Raw genomic sequence first — 25,347 nt, 5'->3', positions numbered from 1 at the left:
GTCAGCCCTAAGATGACAATGTTCTTATTAAATTTTGATAATCTTCTTTAATTTCGTGACTTTCATCACGTAACGATTTTATTTTACGACACGCATGTAAAACCGTTGTATGGTCACGGCCACCAAACGCGTCTCCAATCTCAGGTAAACTGTGATTGGTTAATTCTTTAGACAGCGCCATAGCAACCTGACGAGGCCTTGCTATAGAGCGGCTTCGGCGTTTAGAAAGTAAATCCGAGACACGAATTCGATAATATTCAGCCACTGTACGCTGTATATTATCAATTGTGACGAGCTTATCTTGCAGCGCCAATAAGTCACGCAATGCTTCTTTTACAAAGTCGATAGAAATAGGACGTCCAGTGAAGTTTGCATTTGCAATTACACGGTTAAGTGCGCCTTCAAGTTCACGTACATTTGAACGTAATTTTTTTGCAATGAAAAAAGCCACTTCATGAGGTAAGTTTATTTTACTCTGCTGCGCCTTTTTCATCAAAATGGCTACACGTGTTTCAAGCTCTGGAGGCTCAATAGCAATTGTTAATCCCCAACCAAAACGAGACTTAAGCCTGTCTTCTACCCCTTCAATTTCTTTAGGGTAACGGTCAGAAGTTAAAATAATTTGCTGATTACCTTCAAGCAACGCATTAAAGGTATGAAAAAACTCTTCTTGAGAACGTTCTTTATTGGCAAAAAATTGAATGTCATCAATCATTAATGCATCAACACTACGGTAATAACGTTTAAATTCTTCTATTGCATTATTTTGTAGTGCTTTAACCATATCTTGTACAAAACGCTCTGAATGCATATACACAATTTTAGCATCAGGCTTATTTGCCATAATGCCATTACCTACAGCATGGAGTAAGTGCGTTTTACCTAAGCCCGTACCACCGTATATAAATACAGGGTTAAATGCAGAGCCAGGGTTATCGGCCACTTGAGTTGCAGCCGCTTTTGCTAATTGGTTAGATTTACCCTCAACAAAACTATCAAAGGTGTAGTTTTCTTTAATGTTTGATTTATAGCCCGATTTAGGTGCGGGTTCAACAACCGGTTTTTGCTCACGCGGCTGTTGCTTTGCTGATGCTTGAATACTAGGTGCAGGCTGTGTTTCTGTAGCAGGTGCAACCTGTGTATTTAAAAGTGGTTTGCTACCTACATCAAAACGAAGTTCCGGTGCTTCGTCACCACAAATCTCGACGAGTAGTTCGTTAATGCGGTTAAGGTATTTTTCTCTCACCCAATCAAGCACAAAGCGATTAGGTGCATAAATAGTCAGAGTATCTTCGGTACTTTCTGCTTGAAGTGGTCTTACCCACATACTGAACTGCTGCGAAGGCAATTCATCTTGCAATACATATAAACAACTTTGCCAAACCGACAGATACACAGTTAAACTCCCAGAGATATAATTTTTATTCCCGCACATCAAAAATGGTTAAAAACCATGCATTTATTGCGTTTAAATAGCCAAATAAGCGGCCCAAGACCAAGTATTATGAAGGCACTTTATCCACAAGTAAAAGGCTGATTTTTATAAAATTATGTATAACGACATGAAAAAAAGCTAACAACCTGATTTAATTAAATTTTTAATTATTAGCCTGATAACAGATCATAACAAAATAACACCAAGATCGCGAACCAATTTTACGATCCAATTTACTTTTCCCCCGCTTTTATTCACTTTTTATACAAGGGCTGTGGAAAACTTCTTATTTATGATGATCCTACTAGATCGCGCTTTACTATCACTAACTGCCTGCTTAATAAACACGGTGCTTAACGCGTAATTATTATTGACTTTAGGTCGTTTCATCTATAATATCTCGCGCTCGCAATGGCACCTGTGCCAGGATCGCGACCTGCATAGGATGTTTTAACTTTAACCGATCGGATGAGATTGTTATGAAAAGAACTTTTCAACCTAGCGTTTTAAAACGCAAACGTGCACACGGTTTCCGTGCTCGCATGGCAACTGTAAATGGCCGTAAAGTATTAGCACGTCGCCGCGCTAAAGGCCGCAAAGTTCTTTCTGCTTAATTTAAAAGTGGAAGACTTTAGCTTTGGCAGGGAGTTACGTCTGTTAACTCCCTCGCATTACTCTCGTATATTTAACGAACCCGCTCGGGCTGCAACTCCTTACTTTACTCTATTAGCTAAACCCAATGACCAAGAAAAACCTAGGTTAGGACTTACTGTTGCTAAAAAACGTGTAAAAAAGGCATGCCAACGAAACCGTATTAAACGTCTTGCTCGCGAAAGTTTTCGTTTAAATCAACACAACATCGATAACATTGATATTGTGCTTATGGTTAAAAATGGCATTGACGAGCAGTCTAATGAAGAATTAACCAAGCAACTGACCAAGTTATGGCGAAAAATCAACGAACGCTGTAAACCAGGTGCGCCTAAGCCTCCACCCTTTAAGAAACGCCCAAACAAATCAGCTAAATCTAATAAACAAACCCAATAGCAATAGAATTACAGGGTTAATTAATGTATCTTTAGCTCACCTTTTAATCATGCATTTAAAATTTCCAATAGAGCCTTTAAATACATGATATCTATCTCACTAAATTTAACTAGGGGCATAAACATCATGAGGTTACTCAAACCACTTGTTGCTTTACCGACATTATGTTTAGTGTTATTGATCCGCGGTTATCAAAAGTGGATTAGCCCGCTATTAGGTCCGCATTGTCGTTTTAATCCAAGCTGCTCACATTACGCAATTCAAGCAATAAAATTGCATGGATTGATAAAAGGAAGTTGGTTAGCATTAAAACGCATATTAAAATGCCATCCTTTACATTCAGGTGGTGATGACCCAGTACCTGAAAAAATAACCCATATTAACCACCAACACGAGAAATAAGAGCTGTTATGGAATCGCAACGCACGTTTTTATTCATTGGCCTAATGCTAGTGTCGTTTTTATTGTTCCAAGAATGGAATAATGATTATAACCAGCCAAAAGTCGATCCAAGTGCCACAACACAAACGCAACAAGCAAATTCAACTGAATCGGATGATTTTATACCTTCATCGTCAGACTCTGGCTTACCGGCTTCAACAACATTAGCTAAACGTTCTGTTATAGAAATAACAACAGACGTATTTAAAGTTAAAATCGACACCAAAGGTGGTGATATTGTTGAATCGGACTTACTTCAATACGAAGAAGTGAAAGGCGAAGAAACACCTTTCATGCTGCTGGGTGAATTTGAGGGTAATCAATACTTTTCACAAAGTGGTTTAATTGGTTTAAATGGCCCAGACGCATCTGCAAACGGTCGCCCTACTTACCACAGCGAACAAACGTCTTATACCTTAACAGGTGATGAGTTACGCGTACCGTTACAGTTTACTGATAGCAACGGTGTTAGCTTTACTAAAACGTATGTATTTAAAAAAGGTCAATATGATGTTGGCTTAGAATACACAGTAAACAATACAACCAGTGCTCCTATTCAAGTGCAGCTTTACACACAAGTTAAGCGCACAGTACAAGAAAAAGGCAGCTTAGTTGATCAAAACTATTTAGGTGCAGCTTACGGTACAGACGAAGAACCATACGAAAAGTATAGCTTTTCTGACATGGCCGACAAAAACCTAAATGAAAGCACGCAAGGTGGTTACATTGCATTTATTCAACATTACTTTGTAAGTGCGTGGGTACCAAAGCAAGACCAAACCAACACCCTTTATAGCTTAATTACAAGCAGTAACGCCGCTATCATTGGTACAAAAGCAGAACCTGTTAATGTTCAAGCCGGTTCAGAGCAAACCATTACTTCTATTTACTACATGGGCCCTAAAGAGTCTGATGTATTAGAAGCGCTTCACCCTGACTTAGACCTAACTGTAGACTACGGCTGGTTATGGTTTATTTCACAGCCACTATTTGTATTACTAAAATGGCTTTACAGTATTCTTGGTAACTGGGGTTTAGCAATTATTGCTATCACTATTATTGTTAAATCATTGATGTACCCGCTAACTAAAGCGCAATACACGTCAATGGCTAAAATGCGTGCCCTTCAACCAAAAATGGCAGCTCTTAAAGAAAAGTATGGTGATGACCGTCAAAAGTTCGGTCAAGCTACTATGGAGATGTACAAAAAGAGAAAGTAAACCCAATGGGTGGTTGTTTCCCTATTTTGCTACAAATGCCTATTTTCTTAGCGTTGTTTTATGTATTTTTAGAATCAACAGAACTTCGCCATGCTGAGTTTATGCTTTGGTTAACTGATTTATCAGCACAAGACCCATACTACGTATTACCAATTTTATTTGGTGCTAGTATGTTTATAACTCAAAAGCTTCAACCTATGACGGTTACCGATCCAATGCAGCAAAAAATGATGACCTTTATGCCGGTTATCTTCTCTGTATTCTTCTTATGGTTCCCATCAGGCTTAGTACTTTACTGGTTAGTATCTAATCTTATTTCAATCGCGCAAATGCTTTATATTTATCGCGGTATGGAAAAGAAAGGAATAAAAGTAAGAGGCTAACTTAGCCCTACTTATTATAAAGGCGACTTAGGTCGCCTTTTTTATTGCCCATTTTTTATCAGAGCATTCGCGAGTGGTAATTTCATAGGTTACAATAGCGCCATAACGTACACATTGTTGGTAAATTAAATAGCATGATCAATCAAGACACAATTGCAGCACAAGCAACCGCACCTGGGCGTGGTGGTGTTGGTATTATTCGGGTTTCTGGCAGCCTTGCCAAAAGCGTTGCTGAAAAAGTTATTGGTAAAATACCAAAAGTGAGATACGCCGATTATGTACCATTTAAAAACTTAAATGGCGATCAGCTTGACCAAGGTATTGCCATTTATTTTGCCGGACCTAACTCATTTACTGGTGAAGATGTACTTGAGTTGCAAGGTCATGGTGGCCCAGTTGTGCTTGATATGCTACTTAAAGAAATTAGCAAAATAGAAGGTGTACGTTTAGCAAAACCAGGTGAGTTTTCAGAGCGTGCATTTATGAACGACAAGCTTGATTTAACCCAAGCAGAAGCAATTAGTGACCTAATTAATGCCACCAGTGAACAAGCAGCTAAAAGCGCCTTACAATCACTTCAAGGTGAGTTTTCTAAACACATTGAAACACTGGTTGAAAAAGTAATTCATCTTCGTATGTACGTAGAAGCAGCAATCGACTTTCCAGATGAAGAAATAGACTTTTTGTCAGATGGCAAAGTATCGGGCGATCTAAACGCAATTATAAACCAATTAAACACCGTAACTGACCAAGCTAAACAGGGAAGCATAATGCGCGAAGGTATGCGTGTTGTGATTGCAGGTCGTCCTAACGCGGGTAAATCAAGCTTACTAAATGCCCTAGCAGGCAGAGAAGCAGCAATCGTAACCGAAATAGCAGGTACCACCCGCGACGTACTGCGCGAACACATCCATATTGATGGCATGCCACTGCATATTATCGATACCGCAGGTCTTCGTGAAAGCCCTGACCGCGTAGAGCAAATAGGTATTGAGCGCGCATGGGATGAAATAAACCAAGCCGACCGCGTTTTATTTATGCTTGATGGCACCGATACTGTAGACACCGACCCACATAAAATTTGGCCAGAGTTTATGGCAAAATTACCAAAAGGTATGGGGGTTACAGTGATCAGAAACAAAGCCGATTTATCGGGTGATATTGTAGGCTTGGATGAAAACCAACAATACCCGGTCATAAGTTTAAGTGCTAAAAACGCTGAAGGTATAGAGCTCGTACGTGAACATTTAAAGGCCTGTATAGGTTTTGACGGCGCAACAGAAGGTGGCTTTATGGCTCGTCGCCGTCATTTAGACGCTTTAGAAAGCGCAGCTTATCATTTAGATACGGGTAAAACGCAGCTTGAAATGCATGTTGCGGGTGAAATTTTGGCCGAAGAGCTGCGCCTAACGCAGCAATTTTTAAACGAAATAACCGGTGAGTTTACTTCAGACGATCTACTTGGAAAAATATTTAGCTCGTTCTGTATTGGTAAATAAAAGACCTAACAATTAAATAATTAAAAATTAAGGGCGTAAAAAACGTCCCTTTTTTACTGCCTAAATTAAGCCTTTCTATATCAACATATGGGTATTTTTAGATAAGCTGAGTGCTATTTTAGGCTCTTATTTTCTCTAAATTAGTATCTTTAAATGCTTATTAATGGCCTACTTTACAAGATATAACCGCCTATTTAAGGTGATATATCTCCCACATACGAATAAGTTAAGCCACTATAATTAACCTTAAAACAAGCTGAAATCACTGTTTTTAATATTTTATTAGCTAAAATTGCAGCCTTATTTGGCTTTATATCAAAAAATAAGGCGATCACAAGTGTGTATTGATCGCGCTATCCACCAGCTCAAACATGTAAATGCATGATCGAATATCACAAAAACTTTAAATTTAGTCAGATCAGTTATCCACAATTTCCATTTTTTTGGACAAAAATCCAAAATTTTTTAGCTGAAATACACGTTATTAGCTCTATTTTTAGTAAAAAGCGGCCGTTATAAAAACTATTTTGATATTTATTTAATAAGATCATATTTAATTGATCGTTATTTAAAATTATTTTCGATCTAAATAATCGGTTATCAACACCCTTTATATCCACACAATGATCAACATTACTTCTATATTAAACATTCATCATAATTGGACTTACAAAAGCTTAAAATCAATAACTTACAAAATTTTAGTTACATAGAACATAAAGTTAAACAGAACTTCCCCCAATCTTATTAACAGTTTGATCAGAAGGTTACATTTGAAGGTATTATTTTACATATATATAAATCAACAACTTAAAAAAACTTTAAACAATGATCTAAAAATTAGACTAAAAATAGTTATCCAAACCCACACTCTTCCCTTTACTGCAGTTTGTACTCGGCTATCATAGGCAGCAATTAAAACTAATGCGATCATAACTAATCATGAGTTCAGTAAATATTATTGTGGGCAGCCAAATGGGATCGGCCGAGTATGTTGCGGAGCAATTAAGCGATGAGCTAAATAACCAAGGTATTACAACCCAACTCCATGATCAGCCAAAATTTAATGAAATAGATCAACACAATACGCTCTGGTTAATATGTACATCTACTTATGGCGCAGGTGATTATCCCGATAATCTTTTAAGCTTTGTAGAACAAGTAGCGCAATCAACTGATTTGAAGCATTTAAAGTTTTCGGTTATTGCATTAGGTGATACCAGCTACGACACATATAACTTAGCAGGGCGCAATATAGAAGCACTACTAAGCAAAAAAGGCGCTATAAAAGTGGCTGAACGCTTAGAGTTAAATATATTAGACGAGTCACTCCCTGAAGACACAGCCCTCGCTTGGTTAGACACTTGGGTTACCCAAACAGGTTTAAAATAAAGAGATCAAGTAAAATCTCATATAAAAGTTACTCACAATTTACTAATAATTTAATTAATAATGTGGATAAAGTTTGAATAAACTGCATTTTAAAGCATGCTTATCCATGGGATAAGATCTAACTAATCTCCCCCTGTGCATAAAGTGGCTTTTTGATCAGTGCTTATTTGTGGGATGATCCGATCATATTAACACCTTTAGATCTGATCTAATTTAATGTTTTTAAACAAGATCTAAAGCTTATCAACAGAAAACCCGATCAGTAGTAGTAATAGTATTAAAAGATCTTTTTAAAAGATCCTTTATATTATTAGAGATCACTTACTTAGATCTGAGCACAGTTTAATCATTTATCTTCTGCTCATTTCTAGGTAGAATACGCTCCCTTTTGAAGTTTACCGGTTTGATTTAAGTAGGATCCCATTAATGATTTTTCATGAAAATTTTGACGTTATCGTAGTAGGTGGTGGACATGCAGGCACTGAAGCCGCATTGGCAGCTGCCCGTATGGGGATGAATACCCTGCTACTGACTCACAATATGGATACCCTTGGTCAAATGTCTTGTAACCCAGCAATTGGTGGGATAGGCAAAGGTCATTTGGTAAAAGAAATTGACGCGCTTGGCGGTGCAATGGCACAAGCTATTGATAAAGGCGGGATCCAATTTCGTACTTTAAATTCTTCAAAGGGACCTGCGGTTCGTGCAACCCGTGCACAAGCTGATCGCGCTTTGTATAAAGCGGCTATTCAAACCACATTACAAAATCAAGAAAACTTAAAAATATTTCAGCAGTCGTGTGATGATCTTATTGTTGAAAACGATCGAGTAACCGGCGTAGTAACTCAAATGGGGTTACGTTTTAGTGCACCTAGTGTAGTACTTACCGTAGGTACATTTTTAGGTGGCCAAATACATATTGGTTTAGAAAATTACAAAGGCGGACGTGCAGGCGATCCACCATCAATAGCTTTAGCACAACGATTACGTGAACAGCCTTTTAGAGTAGATCGTTTAAAAACAGGTACTCCACCACGTATTGATGCGCGTACGGTTGATTTTAGCAAAATGCAGGAGCAACCAGGCGATGCCCCTACACCTGTATTTTCATTTTTAGGTAAACAAAGTGACCACCCGCAACAAATACCGTGTTACATCACTTACACAAATGAAAAAACACATGATGTTATACGCAAAAACTTGCATCGTTCACCTATGTACTCAGGTGTTATTGAAGGCATTGGTCCACGTTACTGCCCATCTATTGAAGATAAAATTGTTCGCTTTGCAGATAAAGACAAACACCAAATATTTGTAGAGCCAGAGGGTTTAACATCTTACGAGCTTTACCCTAATGGTATTTCGACAAGTCTACCGTTTGATGTGCAATTAGAAATAGTGCAATCGATCACAGGTTTTGAAAATGCACATATTTGCCGACCAGGTTATGCTATTGAATACGATTACTTTGATCCACGTGATTTAAAACAATCACTAGAAACTAAATTTATTGAAGGCTTATTCTTTGCAGGCCAAATAAACGGAACTACTGGCTACGAAGAAGCGGGTGCACAAGGCTTAATTGCTGGTATGAACGCGGCACTTAAAGTGCAAGGTAAAGATTCGTGGACGCCACGTCGTGACGAAGCATACGTTGGTGTATTAATTGACGACTTAGCAACGCTTGGTACAAAAGAACCTTACCGTATGTTTACCAGCCGTGCTGAATACCGTTTATTGTTGCGTGAAGATAATGCCGATATTCGTTTAACTGAAAAAGGCCGTGAGCTAGGTTTAGTTAACGATGAGCGCTGGCAGGCATTTAACGAAAAAATGGAAATTATCGAAAAAGAAAAACAACGTATAAAAGACACGTGGATTCACAAAGATCATACTGTTGTTGATCAAGTAAACGCTTTATTAAAAGCTCCATTAACGCGTGAAGCAAGTTTAGAAGAATTACTACGCCGCCCAGAGATCCGTTATGATGATCTAATGGCTATTGAAGGCTTAGGATCTGAATTTACAAATAAAGCGGCTTTAGAGCAGGTTGAGATCCATACAAAATACGCAGGTTACATTGCGCGTCAGCAGGATGAGATCAATAAACAGCTTCGCCATGAAGAAACAATATTACCAAAAGAGTTTGATTATAAAACCGTATCAGGTTTATCAAACGAGGTAGTGGCAAAATTAGAAGAGTCTCGTCCGGACACTATTGGTCAGGCTTCGCGTATTTCTGGTATCACACCAGCAGCTATTTCGTTATTATTAGTGTATCTGAAGAAGCAAGGCTTATTACGCAAATCTGCGTAACGGTAAGGGCACCTAGTGTTACAACAACAATTAACTACATTGTTAGCGCAAACTGATATTGCGCTAACAGAAAAACAACAGCAACAGCTTGTTCGTTACGTTGAACTATTGGATAAGTGGAACAAAGCGTATAACTTAACCTCAGTACGTTTACCTCAAGAAATGATGGTAAAGCATATTATGGATAGCCTTGTTGTTGCACCTCATTTACCCGGTCATCATTATATTGATGTTGGTACAGGCCCTGGGCTTCCTGGTATTGTATTAGCTATTGCACTTCCTGATACCCAATTCGTGTTACTCGACAGCTTAGGTAAACGTGTACGCTTTTTAATGCACGTAAAGCATGAACTTGGGCTTGATAATGTTACCCCGGTACAGTCAAGAGTTGAAGAATATCAACCAAGTGTTAAATTAGATGGCGTACTCAGTCGTGCATTTGCATCATTACAAGATATGGTTGACTGGTGTTCACACCTAATTGATCAATCTGGCCATTTTATTGCGCTTAAAGGCGTTTACCCTAGCGAAGAGTTAGAGTCATTACCCGCTGGCGTAAAGTTTGAGAAAAAAATTGCATTAGAAGTACCTGAGTTAGATGCACAACGACATTTAATTATTCTTTCTAAAGACTAGGGATCAGAGACACTGTGGCAAAAGTCATCGCATTAGCAAATCAAAAAGGGGGTGTAGGTAAAACTACGACCGCTGTTAATCTCGCTGCGTCTATGGCCGCAACGAAGCGTAAAGTGCTGTTAATTGATCTCGACCCGCAAGGTAATGCCACTATGGGCAGTGGGGTAGATAAATATGGCGACGTGCCCACTATTTACGACCTACTTATTGAAGATAAGCCTATTGAAGACGTAATCATTAAAGAAACATCTGGCGAATACCATATGATTGCAGCAAACGGAGACGTAACCGCTGCCGAAGTTAAACTAATGGAATTATTTGCCCGTGAAGTGCGTCTTCGTAATGCACTTGAAAAAATTCAGGACCAATACGAGTTTATATTTATAGACTGCCCGCCTTCATTAAACATGTTAACTGTTAATGCTATGGCCGCTGCAGATTCTATTTTAGTACCAATGCAATGTGAATATTATGCACTGGAAGGCCTAACAGCATTAATGGATACCATTACGCAATTGGCTAAATTAGTAAATCCTGAATTAAAAATTGAAGGCATATTACGCACTATGTACGATCCGCGTAACCGCCTAGCAAACGACGTTTCAGAACAATTAAAACAACATTTTGGTGATAAAGTGTATCGCACTGTGATCCCACGAAATGTTCGTCTAGCTGAGGCGCCAAGTTTTGGCGCACCTGCTATGTACTACGACAGAGCATCAAGTGGCGCAAAAGCGTATTTGGCACTTGCCGGTGAAATGCTGCGCAGAAAAGAAAAAACAGCGTCCGTTGTCGCCTAACTTTGAGGTAAAAAAATAACATGTCTGCTAAAAAACGAGGTTTAGGCCGAGGACTCGATGCACTTTTAAGTTCGTCTAAGCCTGCACCGAGCGCCAGCAAGGAACAAGACACACAAAACGTAACAGAGGTTGTCCAAAGCACAGTTAGTGCTACAGATAACCCGTTACAAACATTGCCTATTGAGTTTTTGCATTCAGGCAAGTACCAACCTCGTAAAGACATGTCTGAAGAGGCACTCGAAGAACTCGCCAGCTCTATTCGCTCACAAGGAATTATTCAACCTATTGTTGTGCGCCCTATTGCCCACAATAGCTATGAAATTATTGCCGGTGAACGTCGTTGGCGCGCAGCGCAAATTGCAAAACTAGACGCAGTTCCATGTATTATTAAAGATGTACCCGATGAAGCCGCCGTTGCTATAGCACTGATTGAAAATATTCAGCGTGAAGATTTAAATGCAATGGAAGAAGCGGTTGCGCTTAATCGTTTATTAAATGAGTTTGAATTAACACATCAGCAAGTGGCTGATGCAGTTGGCAAATCAAGAACCACCGTAACAAACTTATTACGTTTAAATAATTTAAATAGTGATGTAAAAATTCTGTTAGAACATGGTGACATAGAAATGGGCCATGCGCGTTGTTTACTCGCACTTGAAGGCGAAGCGCAGTCTGACGCAGCACGAACTGCCGTTGCAAAGGGACTAACAGTAAGAGAAACTGAAAAGCTAGTGCGTGCAATTTTAGAACCTGCACCCGCCAAGCAAGAACACCAAAAAGACCCAGATGTTAAACAGTTAGAACAACAATTAGCTGAAAACCTAGGTGCTAAAGTAGAGATAAACTACAACAAAAAAGGCAAAGGTAAATTGGTTATTTCATATACTAATTTAGACGAGCTTGACGGCATTTTGAATCGTATTAATCACGACAATACCCACCATTGATCTATTACATGTCTAAAAAGAGACATTTGTAGCAAATTTGTGTTACAAACACTCTACTCAAGTTGCAAAACTGGCAGGATACAGTATAATTTCGCCAGTTTTCACACCCTAACGATTTGAACGCCATTAAGGTTAACAAAAAGTGAATAATAAGTTAGCAAGTCCGTATAGGCTTGCCGCATTTAAACTAATTTGTCTTCAGGGTGTTGTAGCATTATTTGCTGCCGTAATTATTTTTATTGGTTTGGGAGTTGAAGCCAGTCTGTCAGCGTTAGCTGGTGGTGCAGTTGCGATACTTCCTCACTGTGTTTTTGCACTTTACGCATTCCGATTTATGGGGGCGAGTCGTGCAGAACAAGCGTATAACGCGTTAAAACGCGGTAACGCACTAAAGTTTATGCTGACAATCATATTGTTTGCGCTAGTACTAAAGCATTTTCCGGTAGTTCTACTGCCCTTTTTTAGTATCTATGTACTGGCTTTATTCACTGGATTGTTTGCACCCGTTTTTTTTAAACATTAACTTTTGGGATATAACATGGCTGCAGAAGAAGTTACTCTATCTAGCCATATCCAGCACCACTTAACCAATGCTAAGATGTGCTCGACCGACGCCGGTCTAGCCTTCAATAAAGCATGTACGGACAGTGGTTTTTGGACATGGCATGTAGATACCCTCGCATGGTCAATCGGACTAGGTCTTATCTTTTTATGGATCTTCCGTAGTGCCGCTAAAAAATCAACATTGGGCGTACCAGGTAAATTTCAGTGTTTCATTGAAATGATAGTTGAGTTCGTTGGCGACAACGTACGTGATACTTTCCATGGTAAAAGCAAGCTGATTGCACCATTAGCATTAACGATATTCGTTTGGATATTCTTAATGAACTTAATGGATTTAATCCCAGTTGACTTCTTACCTGCATTTGCTGGTTTAGTAGGTGAGCAAGCCTTTGGCATGGACTCACACGACGTATACATGAAAATTGTACCAACAACAGATATAAACTTAACTGCAGCGCTGGCGCTAGGTGTGTTTATATTAATGATTGGTTACTCAATTAAAATTAAAGGTATCGGCGGTTTTATTAAAGAGCTAACACTTCACCCGTTTAGTTCAAACAATACAGCTATGCAGATTCTTTTAATCCCATTCAATCTATTACTAGAGCTTATCGCATTGGTTTCTAAGCCATTTTCACTGGCGCTGCGTTTGTTCGGTAACTTATATGCAGGTGAACTAATCTTCATCCTTATAGGTGCGATTGGCTTAATGCAACTACCGTTGCACTTTGTTTGGGCTGTATTCCATATATTAGTAATCGTATTGCAAGCATTCGTATTCATGATGCTAACAATCGTATACCTAAGCATGGCAAGTTCAGATAATCACTAATTTATAACTTTTAATTTTTACTTTTAATTACAATTGAAACTTTGGAGAAAAAAATGGAACTAGTATTAGGTCTTAAGTACATCGCAGTAGCTTTACTTATCGGCTTCGGTGCAATCGGTACAGCAATCGGTTTTGGTAACATGGGCGGTAAATTCCTTGAAGCATGTGCGCGTCAACCTGAGCTTGCACCATCGCTACAAGTTAAAATGTTTATCCTTGCTGGTCTAATCGATGCTGTAGCAATGATTGGTGTTGGTATCGCGATGGTATTGTTGTTCGTACTTTAATTTTATTTTTTGAACAGCTTACTATTTAAGGAGGAGCGGTTGTGAACTTAAACGCCACTCTTATCGGTGAATTAATTGCGTTTACGGTGTTCGTACTTTTTTGTATGAAGTTCGTATGGCCACCACTAAACGGTGCAATTGAAGCTCGCCAGAAGAAAATCGAAGATGGTTTAGCTGCCTCTGATAGAGCCGAAAAAGACTTAGAACTTGCGCAACAAAAAGCTGCAGAACAGCTTAAAGATGCAAAAGCTCAAGCGGCTGATATCATTGATCAAGCTAAAAAGCGTGCCGTGCTAATTGTTGACGAAGAAACAGTTCGTGGACAAGAAGAGCGTGAAAAAATTATTGCTCAAGGGCACTCTGAAATTGAATCAGAGCGTAACCGTGTGACAGAAGAGCTACGTAAGCAAGTAGCAACACTGGCTGTGGTTGGCGCAGAGAGAATTTTAGAGCGTGAAATCAATCAAGCCGCACATAGTGACATCGTTGAAAAACTTGTCGCTGAGCTGTAATTAGGAGGGTATGAGCATGTCTGAATTGACTACTATCGCTCGCCCATACGCTAAAGCGGCTTTTGAACTTGCCGTTGAAAAAGGCGCTATTGAAAGCTGGAATGACATGTTGTTTTTCGCTGGCCACGTTGCCAGCGACGAGCAAGCATCAGCCATTTTAGCTGGATTGCCTACTGCTTCTGCACAAGCTGAGTTATTTATTAACTTATGCGCAGAGCAGCTCAACGAACAAGGTCAGAACCTAGTGAAGGTGATGGCTGAAAATGGACGTTTGATTGCACTGCCTGAGGTTGCACAGTTATTCGCTGCGTTTAAAGCAGAGTATGACAAAGAAATCGATGTAGACGTGATTTCGGCAACCCCTCTTACTGCAGCGCAGCAAGAGTCATTGGTAGCGACACTTGAAAAACGTTTCGCACGCAAAGTTAAGCTGAATTGTAGTGAAGACGCGTCAGTAGTTGGCGGCCTTATTATTAAGGCAGGCGACACTGTAATCGACGGCTCTGTACGCGGAAAATTAAACCGCTTAGCCACAACACTACAATCGTAATTGGGAAAAAGAGCATGCAACTTAATTCCACTGAAATTTCAGAACTAATCAAACAACGTATTGAGAAGTTCGAAGTTGTAAGTGAAGCTCGTAACGAAGGTACAATTGTATCTGTTACTGACGGTATCATCCGCATCCACGGTCTAGCTGACTGTATGCAAGGTGAGATGATTGAGCTTCCTGGCAACCGTTATGCTATCGCACTAAACCTTGAGCGCGACTCAATTGGTGCAGTAGTAATGGGTCCATACGCTGACCTTACTGAAGGCGTAAAAGTATACACAACTGGTCGTATCTTAGAAGTTCCTGTTGGTGCTGGCTTACTTGGTCGTGTTGTAAACACGCTAGGTGCTCCTATCGACGGTAAAGGCGCTTTAGACAACGACGGGTTTGAACCTGTAGAAAAAATTGCACCAGGTGTAATCGAGCGTCAATCTGTAGATGAGCCAGTACAAACTGGTTACAAATCTATTGATGCGATGATTCCAGTTGGTCGTGGTCAGCGTGAGCTTGTAATCGGTGACCGCCAAACAGGTAAAACTGCACTAGCAATCGATGCGATCATCAACCAAAAAGACACAGGCGTTAAGTGTGTGTACGTAGCGGTTGGTCAAAAAGCATCTACTATTGCTAACGTAGTACGTAAATTAGAAGAGCACGGTGCACTTGCAAATACTATCGTAGTTGTAGCATCTGCTTCTGAGTCTGCGGCACTTCAGTACTTAGCACCGTTCTCGGGCTGTACTATGGGTGAATACTTCCGTGACCGTGGTGAAAACGCATTAATCGTATATGATGATTTATCTAAGCAAGCTGTTGCTTACCGTCAAATCTCATTGCTACTTAAGCGTCCACCAGGTCGTGAAGCATACCCAGGTGACGTATTCTACCTTCACTCGCGTCTTTTAGAGCGTGCATCGCGTGTAAACGCTGATTACGTTGAAAAGTTCACTAACGGTGAAGTGAAAGGACAAACTGGTTCATTGACGGCATTGCCAATCATTGAAACTCAAGGCGGCGACGTTTCTGCGTTCGTACCGACTAACGTTATCTCTATCACCGATGGTCAGATCTTCTTAGAAACTGACTTATTCAACTCAGGTATCCGTCCGGCAGTAAACGCTGGTATCTCGGTATCGCGTGTTGGTGGTGCTGCACAAACTAAAATCGTTAAGAAACTAGGTGGCGGTATCCGTCTAGCCCTAGCTCAGTACCGTGAATTAGCTGCGTTCTCGCAGTTCGCGTCTGACCTTGACGATGCTACACGTGCTCAACTTGAGCATGGTGAGCGTGTAACAGAGCTAATGAAGCAGAAACAGTACGCGCCAATGTCTGTTGCTGAAATGTCTTTGTCGTTATTTGCAGCTGAGAAAGGTTATCTTAAAGATATCGAAATCGCTAAAATCATGGATTTCGAAGCAGCTTTACTTTCTTACGCAAGTAGCACATACGCAGAGCTTGTGGCTCAAATCAATGAAACTGGTAACTACAACGCCGAGATCGAAGCGCAGCTTAAAGAACTTCTAGAGAAGTTCAAGTCTACGCAAACTTGGTAATTTAGTTATTAATGGTGCGCTTTAGTTTACTAAAGCACACCTTGATTCGGAGAGAGAGTCATGGCCAGCGGAAAAGAGATTAAAAGCAAGATCGGGAGTATTAAAAATACTCAAAAGATCACTAGCGCAATGGAAATGGTTGCTGCGTCTAAAATGAAAAAGGCGCAAGAACGAGTGGCTTCAAGCCGTCCATACGCTGACAAATTACGCAAAGTGATTGGTCGTGTTGCTCAAGCAAATCTTGATTTTACTCACCCGTTCTTAGAAGAACGTGAAGTAAAACGAGTTGGTTATATTGTTATCTCTACTGACCGTGGTCTATGTGGCGGCTTAAACTCAAACGAGTTTAAGAAAGTTGCATTAGACATAAAAGCATGGAAAGAAAAAGGTGTAGACGCAGAGTTTGCAACTTTAGGCAGCAAAGCTGCTGGTTTCTTTCAACGCTTTGGTGGTCAAGTGCTTGCTAAAAAAGCAGGCCTAGGAGATAAACCTTCAGTACAAGACGTTATTGGTCCTGTAAAAGTAATGCTTGATGCATTCTCTGAAGGTAAAATTGACCGTTTATTCCTGGTATATAACAACTTCGTTAATACCATGAAGCAAGAGCCAACAATAGATCAGTTACTCCCTTTGCCAAAAGCTGAAGAAGAAGTATCTGCCCACACATGGGACTACTTATACGAACCTAGCCCAGACGCTATTTTAGAGTCTTTGTTAGTTCGCTTTGTAGAATCTCAGGTATACCAAGGTGTGGTTGAGAATGCTGCCTCTGAACAGGCTGCCCGTATGGTTGCGATGAAAGCCGCAACTGATAACGCTGGCGACCTTATGGATGAGTTACAGCTTGTTTACAACAAGGCCCGCCAAGCGGCAATCACACAAGAAATTAGTGAGATTGTTTCTGGTTCAGCCGCAGTTTAATGCTTCAGGCAAAGATTAACGAGAGGAATAGACATGAGTTTAGGTAAGGTCGTCCAAATTATCGGTGCCGTTGTGGATATTGAATTTTCACAAGACAACGTGCCAGCCGTATATGACGCGCTAAAAGTAACAGATGGCGATTTAGCTGGTTTGACTCTAGAAGTTCAACAGCAGCTAGGTGGCGGTGTGGTACGTACTATCGCACTAGGTACTACAGACGGTTTACGTCGTGGTGCAGCAGTATCAAACACAGGTGAAGCGATTCAAGTTCCAGTTGGTAAAGCAACACTTGGTCGTATCATGAACGTACTTGGTGAGCCAATCGATGAAGCTGGCCCAATCGGCGAAGAAGACCGTATGTCTATTCACCGTGCAGCGCCTTCATACGAAGAGCAATCAAGTTCAGTAGAACTTTTAGAAACAGGTATCAAGGTAATCGACCTTGTATGTCCGTTTGCTAAAGGTGGTAAAGTTGGTTTATTCGGTGGTGCCGGTGTTGGTAAAACCGTAAACATGATGGAACTTATCCGTAACATCGCAATCGAGCACAGCGGCTACTCAGTATTCGCAGGTGTTGGTGAGCGTACTCGTGAGGGTAACGATTTCTACCATGAAATGAACGATTCAAACGTACTTGATAAAGTATCGCTTGTATACGGTCAGATGAACGAGCCTCCAGGTAACCGTTTACGCGTAGCGTTAACAGGTCTTACTATGGCTGAAAAGTTCCGTGACGAAGGTCGCGACGTACTTTTCTTCGTAGATAACATCTACCGTTACACACTTGCGGGTACAGAAGTATCAGCACTACTTGGTCGTATGCCATCAGCGGTAGGTTACCAGCCTACACTAGCTGAAGAAATGGGTGTACTTCAAGAGCGTATCGCATCTACTAAGACAGGTTCAATCACATCAATCCAAGCGGTATACGTACCTGCGGATGATTTAACGGATCCATCTCCAGCAACAACGTTTGCTCACTTAGATGCAACAGTAGTACTTTCACGTGATATCGCATCACTTGGTATTTACCCAGCGGTAGATCCACTTGATTCATCTTCACGTCAACTTGACCCATTAGTAATTGGTCAAGAGCACTACGATACAGCGCGTGGCGTTCAAACAGTTCTTCAGCGTTACAAAGAACTTAAAGACATCATCGCAATCCTAGGTATGGACGAGCTTTCTGACGAAGATAAGCAACTTGTATCTCGTGCACGTAAAATCCAACGTTTCCTATCTCAGCCGTTCTTCGTGGCAGAGGTATTTACAGGTGCGTCAGGTAAATACGTTTCACTTAAAGACACAATTGCTGGCTTCAAAGGCATTTTAAACGGTGAGTTTGATGACCTTCCAGAGCAAGCGTTCTACATGGTTGGCTCTATCGAAGAAGCTCAAGAAAAAGCCAAAAGCATGTAATTAGGAGGGTAGTATGGCAGCTATGACTGTACATCTTGACGTAGTAAGCGCAGAGCAGAACTTGTTTTCTGGTTTGGTTGAATCGATTCAAGTATCTGGTAGTGAAGGTGAGCTTGGTGTTAATGCCGGTCACGCGCCACTACTAACTGCCCTTAAACCTGGTATGGTGCGTTTAGTTAAGCAATTTGGTGAAGAAGAACTCATCTATATTGCTGGCGGTACACTAGAAGTTCAACCGAACATAGTGACCGTACTTGCAGACACAGCCGTTCGTGGTGAAGACCTAGACGAACAAGCTGCAGAGCAAGCTAAACGTGACGCTGAAGCGCAAATGGCAAAAGGTGCATCGTCAGAGCTTGATTATAATCAAGCGGCAATGCAGCTAGCTGAAGCGGTAGCACAACTACGTGTTATTCAGCAATTACGTAAAAAGTAAGCCTATCTGGTTTATAAAAAGCCCACTTTAAAGTGGGCTTTTTTGTGCTTGTTGCTAAGTTCCGTGTTTAAATTTAAGCTTTTTTTAGTCGTCGAAGTTATTAACTGAGCTTTTCACTTATATCCTTCACCAATCCTCGCTACAATAACGCTATTCAATTAAGTCTATTTTTCAGTCAAGATTCAGTGCTAGCAAATTAGTTTACTGAGTATTTGCACAGGGCGTGACTTACGCAATCTTCTGCATAAACAGACTTGTTAACTAAAACAACGGAAAAAGGAAATTGTTTTAATGGCTCTAACTACAGTAATTCTTGCTGCGGGTAAAGGTACTCGTATGCGCTCTGCTCTACCAAAAGTGCTGCATAAAGTGGCAGGTAAACCTATGGTGCAGCATGTTATTGATAACGCAAAGGCACTGGGTGCAACAACCACTAATTTAGTTTACGGACACGGCGGCGAACTATTACAACAACAACTTGCCGATAACGATGTAAAGTGGGTACTGCAAGCAGAGCAACTTGGTACTGGCCATGCAGTAGCACAAGCAAACCCTCATATTAACGATGACGATACTGTATTGGTTTTATACGGCGATGTTCCTTTAACTAAGCAATCAACGCTTGAGCGCTTATTAGCTGCAACACCAAAAAATGGGCTAGCGGTATTAACCGTTAACTTGGTTAATCCAAATGGCTACGGTCGTATGCTACGTGAAAGTGGCAAGCTTGTTGGTATTGTTGAGCAAAAAGATGCAAGTGCAGAACAGTTACTAATTAGCGAAGTAAACACCGGTATTATGGCGGTTAATGGCAAACTGTTAAAAACCTGGTTAGGCAACTTATCTAACAATAATGCGCAAGGCGAATACTACCTAACTGATATAGTGGCAATGGCGCACAGTGAAGGTGTAGAAATTACATCGGCTCAGCCAGATCATGCAATGGAAGTTGAAGGCGCAAACAACCGCGTACAACTAGCAGGGTTAGAGCGTGCTTACCAAGCATGGCTAGCAGAAGAGTTAATGTTAAATGGTGCTACCCTCGCCGACCCTGCCCGTATTGATGTACGTGGCAATGTTAAAACAGGCGAAGACGTATTAATTGATATAAACGTTATTTTTGAAGGTAATGTAACTCTTGGCAATAACGTACACATTGGCCCTAATTGCGTCCTTAAAAACTGTACCATTGGCGATAACGTGGTAATAAAAGCTAATACCCTTATTGAAGATGCAAGCGTAGCGGCTAAATGTACACTTGGCCCTTATGCACGCCTTCGCCCAGGTGCGGTAATGGAAGAAGACTCTCACATTGGTAACTTTGTTGAGATGAAAAAAACGCGTTTAGGTAAAGGCTCTAAAGCTAATCACTTAAGTTATTTAGGTGATGCTGAAATTGGCGAAAAGGTGAATATTGGCGCAGGCACTATTACTTGTAACTACGATGGTGTTAATAAAGCAAAAACCATTATTGGCGATAACGCTTTTATTGGCTCTAACTCATCACTTGTTGCTCCTGTAAACATTGGTTCTACTGCAACTGTGGGAGCAGGCTCTGTGATCACTAGCACTGTTGAAGACGAGCAGCTGGCAATAGCACGTTCAAAGCAACGTAATTTAACTGGCTGGAAACGACCAGTTAAAAAATAATAATTAAAGGCTACTTAGGTAGCCTTTTTTATTGCAGCTTAAGTTTAAATTGATCTTTATAACGCCTAGAAAGGTTGAGCACTTTACCTGTAGTTAGTTTTATTGCGCTGTCGCCGCTGGGGAGTGGTGTAATGCATTCTACTTTATCGAGTTTTACGCCATGACTTCGGTGAATCCTACAAAAGCCCTGCACTTCTAGTTGTTTACTTAATTCAGTGAGCGTCACTCTTAAAGGGTAAATGGACGTGCCAATGTGTAAGTTTACATAATTACCTGAAGATTCTAGCCAATCCACGTCGTCAATTTTTATAATAAATTCTTTACCCCGCTTTTTAACTAATAAGCGATTTATAGTGTCAGTACTGTGTTGCGCACCTTCATCAATAGATGAAGCCTCTCCCAACAGCTGTTTAACAATATACTGATAAACTTTAATAAGGGTGATAAAGAATAAAAAGCTTATCGCATCTTTTTGGTATTCATATAAAAATTCAAACCAGCTGAGGCCAAAGTTGTAGTGAAGTTCGTTCAACCAATAAATGAGCTTCCGTCCTCCAACCATTACACTAATATGGAATACGCTGAAAATAATAGACGCTACAAAGTAAGTGCACAGCGAAAGCGCAATATTATGCCAATTAAAAGGTACTTTTTTTAATAGCCACACTACAGCCGGAAATATAAGTAACGTGCTAAATGCACTTGAATATTCCCATATAAACGGCTCCCATATTAAAAAAGGAAGTGCGCCGTCTCTTTGCGCCTCCATTATTTGAGTTGTCGCATTAACCGTATTGTTTATTACAACGTAGCTAAACAGGAGTACCGCGGCATAAAAAGTTTGAAAACGTTGAAAGTGTTGAAGGTTCATTATGTGTGCTTTTATATTTATAGGCGACAGTTATCCCTGTATACCACCTTTTATCACTATTGCTTGTAATATAAGCACTTATGTATAGTTTTTGCGAGTTATTTTAAGTTAACTACTGGTATCACAAACACATTGGTTAACGTATGAGTACTCAATTAAACGCAATACAATCTGCGCACTCTCGGCATTACTTTATTGATTGGTTGAGAGTAATTGCATTTGCGACTCTCATTTTTTATTCACATAAGTATGTTGTATAGCCAAAATTGGGGGTTTCGATTTTAAAAGTAATTATACGTCTGAACACGTAGAGTATTTTATGTTGCTGTTTTCCCCTTGGAGAATGCTGCTTATTTGGTTTATATCAGGGGTAGCACTTCGTTTTATGCTTGATAAAGTAAGTGGCTATAAATTATGTGCCTTATTTGTTTTAAAGCGTTCTATTTTCATATTACTCCCCCTGCTGGTGGGGTTATGGTTAATTGTGCCTTTTCAGCTTTATGCCGAAATGCATCAACAAGGCGTTATAGATATGACGTATTGGCAGTTCTATTTAGCGTTTTTAGATACCAGTAATAGCATATTTGTTAATTACCAATCTGGAGTATGGCCGCATGTTGATGTAAATCATTTATGGTATTTACGCTCTTTGTGGCAGTTTATGCTTATTGTTTTTATATACTCATTAGTAGCAAAGTTTTCTATTTTTTCTTCTTTATTAAATACGATTAAAGTAAACCTATCATTTTCTATGCTTACAGGCCTATTGGTAATAGCCATGTTGCTTGCTAATAATTGTTTAAAAGGTGATGCAATACGCGAAGTAAGCGGCTTCATATTTTTATTTACAGGCTACTTGTTAGCTAAAAACACTTATTTTTGGAAAAGTTTAAATCGATACCTTTGGCTATTGTGTGCAAGCTTTACTCTATTGTATGTGTGTATTGCTTTGGCGTATCAAAATGAACTGGATTTACGAAACTATGTGTGGACTGCAATATATAATACTCAAAGAGTAGTTGGTGTACTTACCATGCTTACCTTAGCGCAGCGTTTTTTAAATTTTAAAGCAGCTTACTTAAACACACTAAATAGCTGGGTGTTTCCCTTTTATGTATTGCATCAAAGTGTATTAATTATTTTATGCTTTGTGCTACAACCTTTTAACCTTGGTCTTATGGTTGAGTTATTTTTAATTATTGTGTGCACTTGGGGGACGTGCGCAGCTATTACATTATTGGTAATGCGCATTGATATTATTAGGCCCTTGCTAGGTCTTAAAATAAAAAACAACTATTCGCCAGCGCTTAAAAAAATGGGTTATGTATTGGGTATGTTGCTTATTTTACCTTTAGCCTATCAGCTGGTTTTTTAAGGTAAAAAAGCTTTATTAAAAGTGCCATAACTTTGTAATACCTCTGTGTTGATATTTACCAAATACCACACTAAGGAAAAGAACAATGTTAAAAAAATCAATAATAGCGCTTTCACTTTTATCTATGCTGACTGGTTGCTCATTAGATGGCGATGATGGTCAAAATGGCGCACAAGGAGCTCAAGGCGAGCAAGGTACAGCAGGTGAAAATGGAATTAACGGCACTAATGCAAATTCGGCTTTAACTATTAACCTAATAGGACGAGCAGTACTCAATGCGCAAAGCCCTGAAGGTGCTGCCGAAATAGTCGCATATCAAGCATCAAAAAAATGGATTTACGCTATTAATAGCTCGGGAGATGCTGCGGTTGTAAATATTATTCCTGCAGACACATTCGATACAGCTGCTCTAGTGCAAGACAACGAAGGCATTGTAAATACAACCAACTTAGGTACGGCAATTACACTTACCTTAAACGACAACACCTCCGGTGACGCAAACAGCATAGCAATAGATGAAAATAACCAGTTACTTGCTGTAGCAATGGCTGCTAAAAGTGTTGGAGAGGCAGGTCAAGTTGCCTTTTACGACATAAGCGGCGATACACCAATATTTATAAAAAATGTAACTGCTGGTTTTTTGCCCGATATGGTTACATTTAGCCATGATGGAGCAAAAGTAGTTATTGCCAACGAAGGGGAACCTAACGGCGACTATAGTATTGATCCACAGGGTTCTATCAGCATTATCAATGTTAATGATGGTGTAATTGCCGACAATGCTACCAATATTGATTTTACAGCATACAACGATAAGCAATCTGAACTTGAAGCACTCGGACTGGTATTTGCTAATCCAGCAGGGCGCACCATAAATGGTAATTTAATCAATACCACCGTAGCTATGGACTTAGAGCCAGAATACGTCAGTATTTCTAAAGATAACAAATATGCCTACGTATCGATTCAAGAAAATAATGGACTAGCCATCGTTAATTTAGAAGATAACTCTCTTGAGTTAAAAGGGTTAGGGTTTAAAGACTGGTCTAGCTTGCAAATAGACGCATCAGATAAAGACGGCGGTGTTAATTTTAAATCATACCCTGGCTTATATGGCATGTATCAGCCAGACACAATTTCAAGCTTTAGCTGGAAAGGTGCAAACTTTATAGTGTCGGCTAATGAAGGTGATGCACGCGAATACTTTTTTGATACAACCAATGAGGCAGATTGCATAGCTAAAGGCGGCGTAGATTTCGATGAAGACGATGGTTGTCTTGCTTACATAGATGAAAGCCGCGTCGAAGACCTAACGCTTGCTGCTAATTTTGATTACTTAAATAACGACGATAACGACATCGGCCGTTTAAAAGTGACAACGGTTAAAGGTGATAATAATAACGATGGTCAATACGAATCGCTTTATGCCTATGGCGCACGTTCGTTTACCATTTGGGACAGCAATGGGCTGGTGGTGTTTGATTCTGGAGACGATATAGGTCGTATTACCGCATCAGTTCATGGCGAGGCGTTTAATAATAATGAAGATGAAAATAAAGGCGATACACGCTCAGACGATAAAGGCGCAGAACCCGAAGCGCTAACTATAGGTACAATTGGCGAACGCACCTTTGCATTTATTGGACTCGAGCGTATGGGCGGGATCATGATTTACGATATTACTAACCCATATGATGTGCAGTTTGAAGACTACTTTTATAACCGAGGTTTAATAGCTGGTGCAGAAATTACCGGTGATCTAGCACCAGAAGGGATGACATTCATACCACGCGAACAAAGTGCAACTGGCGAACCGCTACTTATCATAGGTAATGAGATATCTGGTTCTATCGCAGTATGGGAAGTTTCAGCTAATTAACCACTCTGTAAAAAGCGGAAAATATCATGCTTTATTTTCCGCTTTCTATATTGATAGAGTATTAGCATTTAAGTAGAGATTAAAAATGCATGTTTTTTAAGCTAAAAGCGCCCTCTACCCCTTTATTTGTATACCTTTCGTACTAAAAGTATTTTTATTCAAAAAAAGCATGAATTAAACGTTGACCCCCACTCGAATATCCCTATAATGCGACCCACTGAGACGGCAGGCGCCAACGCATAGCGAGGCAAGAGTTAATCAGAGAGTTAAGTAAAACTTTACTTTTAAAGATTCTAAAAAGAAATTTGAAAACAAAGTATTGACTCGAAAAATAAAGGATGTATTATACGCATCCCTAGCGACAACGTCGCAACGTTCT

23 protein-coding genes and 1 pseudogene are annotated in these 25,347 nt (G+C 40.0%); 22 read left to right on the top strand and 2 right to left on the bottom strand.

Annotated features, from left to right (window positions below; all coding sequences use genetic code 11):
- Window positions 1–7: 7 nt before the first annotated feature.
- Window positions 8–1,396, bottom strand: a complete 1,389-nt coding sequence (gene dnaA / locus P20480_RS06525; RefSeq protein ID WP_010558115.1) for a chromosomal replication initiator protein DnaA — start codon at window positions 1,394–1,396, stop codon at window positions 8–10.
- A gap of 518 nt (window positions 1,397–1,914) precedes the next feature.
- Here dnaA and rpmH point away from each other — a divergent pair.
- The 20 genes and pseudogenes from rpmH (at window position 1,915) to glmU (ending at window position 20,843) form a co-directional block, all read left to right on the top strand.
- A complete protein-coding gene (rpmH, locus tag P20480_RS06530) occupies window positions 1,915–2,049 on the top strand; it encodes a 50S ribosomal protein L34 (RefSeq protein ID WP_004335215.1) in 135 nt (44 codons plus the stop codon).
- A gap of 7 nt (window positions 2,050–2,056) precedes the next feature.
- Entirely contained in the window at window positions 2,057–2,482 is a 426-nt protein-coding gene (rnpA, locus tag P20480_RS06535; RefSeq protein WP_006793978.1) for a ribonuclease P protein component, read from the top strand.
- Window positions 2,483–2,608: 126 nt separating this feature from the next.
- Window positions 2,609–2,884, top strand: a complete 276-nt coding sequence (gene yidD / locus P20480_RS06540; protein WP_006793977.1) for a membrane protein insertion efficiency factor YidD — start codon at window positions 2,609–2,611, stop codon at window positions 2,882–2,884.
- A gap of 8 nt (window positions 2,885–2,892) precedes the next feature.
- Window positions 2,893–4,526, top strand: a pseudogene (gene yidC, locus P20480_RS18335) (membrane protein insertase YidC).
- Between the two features lie 134 nt (window positions 4,527–4,660).
- The gene (gene mnmE, locus P20480_RS06545) at window positions 4,661–6,025 is read left to right on the top strand and encodes a tRNA uridine-5-carboxymethylaminomethyl(34) synthesis GTPase MnmE (RefSeq protein WP_008130768.1); all 1,365 of its coding nucleotides are present in this window, start codon (window positions 4,661–4,663) and stop codon (window positions 6,023–6,025) included.
- Between the two features lie 942 nt (window positions 6,026–6,967).
- A complete protein-coding gene (gene mioC, locus P20480_RS06550; RefSeq protein ID WP_006793961.1) occupies window positions 6,968–7,417 on the top strand; it encodes an FMN-binding protein MioC in 450 nt (149 codons plus the stop codon).
- 426 nt (window positions 7,418–7,843) lie between these two features.
- Window positions 7,844–9,733 carry a tRNA uridine-5-carboxymethylaminomethyl(34) synthesis enzyme MnmG gene (gene mnmG / locus P20480_RS06555; RefSeq protein ID WP_006793960.1) on the top strand — a complete coding sequence of 630 codons (1,890 nt, stop codon included), beginning with the start codon at window positions 7,844–7,846 and terminating at the stop codon, window positions 9,731–9,733.
- 15 nt (window positions 9,734–9,748) lie between these two features.
- The gene (gene rsmG / locus P20480_RS06560) at window positions 9,749–10,369 is read left to right on the top strand and encodes a 16S rRNA (guanine(527)-N(7))-methyltransferase RsmG (RefSeq protein WP_008130761.1); all 621 of its coding nucleotides are present in this window, start codon (window positions 9,749–9,751) and stop codon (window positions 10,367–10,369) included.
- 14 nt (window positions 10,370–10,383) lie between these two features.
- Window positions 10,384–11,169 carry a ParA family protein gene (locus tag P20480_RS06565; protein WP_006793958.1) on the top strand — a complete coding sequence of 262 codons (786 nt, stop codon included), beginning with the start codon at window positions 10,384–10,386 and terminating at the stop codon, window positions 11,167–11,169.
- A 20-nt stretch (window positions 11,170–11,189) separates the two neighbouring features.
- Window positions 11,190–12,116 carry a ParB/RepB/Spo0J family partition protein gene (locus tag P20480_RS06570; RefSeq protein WP_008130759.1) on the top strand — a complete coding sequence of 309 codons (927 nt, stop codon included), beginning with the start codon at window positions 11,190–11,192 and terminating at the stop codon, window positions 12,114–12,116.
- Between the two features lie 142 nt (window positions 12,117–12,258).
- Window positions 12,259–12,639 (top strand): ATP synthase subunit I, encoded by a 381-nt coding sequence (locus P20480_RS06575; RefSeq protein ID WP_006793956.1) that lies wholly within the window; start codon window positions 12,259–12,261, stop codon window positions 12,637–12,639.
- A gap of 15 nt (window positions 12,640–12,654) precedes the next feature.
- On the top strand, window positions 12,655–13,512 hold the full coding sequence (gene atpB, locus P20480_RS06580; protein WP_006793955.1) for a F0F1 ATP synthase subunit A: 858 nt from the start codon (window positions 12,655–12,657) through the stop codon (window positions 13,510–13,512).
- A gap of 53 nt (window positions 13,513–13,565) precedes the next feature.
- Window positions 13,566–13,799, top strand: a complete 234-nt coding sequence (atpE, locus tag P20480_RS06585; protein WP_004335261.1) for a F0F1 ATP synthase subunit C — start codon at window positions 13,566–13,568, stop codon at window positions 13,797–13,799.
- Window positions 13,800–13,840: 41 nt separating this feature from the next.
- Entirely contained in the window at window positions 13,841–14,311 is a 471-nt protein-coding gene (atpF, locus tag P20480_RS06590; RefSeq protein ID WP_006793953.1) for a F0F1 ATP synthase subunit B, read from the top strand.
- A gap of 16 nt (window positions 14,312–14,327) precedes the next feature.
- A complete protein-coding gene (gene atpH, locus P20480_RS06595) occupies window positions 14,328–14,861 on the top strand; it encodes a F0F1 ATP synthase subunit delta (protein ID WP_006793952.1) in 534 nt (177 codons plus the stop codon).
- Window positions 14,862–14,875: 14 nt separating this feature from the next.
- Window positions 14,876–16,417, top strand: coding sequence for a F0F1 ATP synthase subunit alpha (atpA, locus tag P20480_RS06600; protein ID WP_006793951.1), 1,542 nt, complete (start codon window positions 14,876–14,878; stop codon window positions 16,415–16,417).
- Between the two features lie 60 nt (window positions 16,418–16,477).
- On the top strand, window positions 16,478–17,338 hold the full coding sequence (gene atpG, locus P20480_RS06605; RefSeq protein ID WP_008130741.1) for a F0F1 ATP synthase subunit gamma: 861 nt from the start codon (window positions 16,478–16,480) through the stop codon (window positions 17,336–17,338).
- A 33-nt stretch (window positions 17,339–17,371) separates the two neighbouring features.
- The gene (gene atpD, locus P20480_RS06610) at window positions 17,372–18,757 is read left to right on the top strand and encodes a F0F1 ATP synthase subunit beta (protein ID WP_006793949.1); all 1,386 of its coding nucleotides are present in this window, start codon (window positions 17,372–17,374) and stop codon (window positions 18,755–18,757) included.
- A gap of 13 nt (window positions 18,758–18,770) precedes the next feature.
- The gene (locus P20480_RS06615) at window positions 18,771–19,193 is read left to right on the top strand and encodes a F0F1 ATP synthase subunit epsilon (RefSeq protein ID WP_006793948.1); all 423 of its coding nucleotides are present in this window, start codon (window positions 18,771–18,773) and stop codon (window positions 19,191–19,193) included.
- A gap of 291 nt (window positions 19,194–19,484) precedes the next feature.
- Window positions 19,485–20,843 carry a bifunctional UDP-N-acetylglucosamine diphosphorylase/glucosamine-1-phosphate N-acetyltransferase GlmU gene (gene glmU, locus P20480_RS06620; RefSeq protein ID WP_008130740.1) on the top strand — a complete coding sequence of 453 codons (1,359 nt, stop codon included), beginning with the start codon at window positions 19,485–19,487 and terminating at the stop codon, window positions 20,841–20,843.
- A gap of 28 nt (window positions 20,844–20,871) precedes the next feature.
- Here the strand turns inward: glmU and P20480_RS06625 are convergent, their stop codons facing one another.
- Window positions 20,872–21,714, bottom strand: a complete 843-nt coding sequence (locus tag P20480_RS06625; protein WP_008130739.1) for a LytR/AlgR family response regulator transcription factor — start codon at window positions 21,712–21,714, stop codon at window positions 20,872–20,874.
- A gap of 319 nt (window positions 21,715–22,033) precedes the next feature.
- Here P20480_RS06625 and P20480_RS06630 point away from each other — a divergent pair, with 319 nt between their 5' ends.
- Both P20480_RS06630 and P20480_RS06635 read left to right on the top strand, forming a co-directional pair.
- On the top strand, window positions 22,034–23,089 hold the full coding sequence (locus P20480_RS06630; protein ID WP_138922294.1) for an acyltransferase family protein: 1,056 nt from the start codon (window positions 22,034–22,036) through the stop codon (window positions 23,087–23,089).
- Between the two features lie 85 nt (window positions 23,090–23,174).
- Window positions 23,175–24,968: a choice-of-anchor I family protein gene (locus P20480_RS06635; protein ID WP_008130733.1), complete on the top strand. Its 1,794-nt coding sequence runs from the start codon at window positions 23,175–23,177 to the stop codon at window positions 24,966–24,968.
- The last annotated feature ends 379 nt before the right edge of the window (window positions 24,969–25,347 follow it).

This window comes from Pseudoalteromonas sp. BSi20480, assembly GCF_000241365.1.
In the GTDB taxonomy this organism is placed as follows: domain Bacteria; phylum Pseudomonadota; class Gammaproteobacteria; order Enterobacterales; family Alteromonadaceae; genus Pseudoalteromonas; species Pseudoalteromonas marina.
Note: the sequence above shows the minus strand (reverse complement) of the source record. Positions and strands in the feature narration are given on the sequence as shown.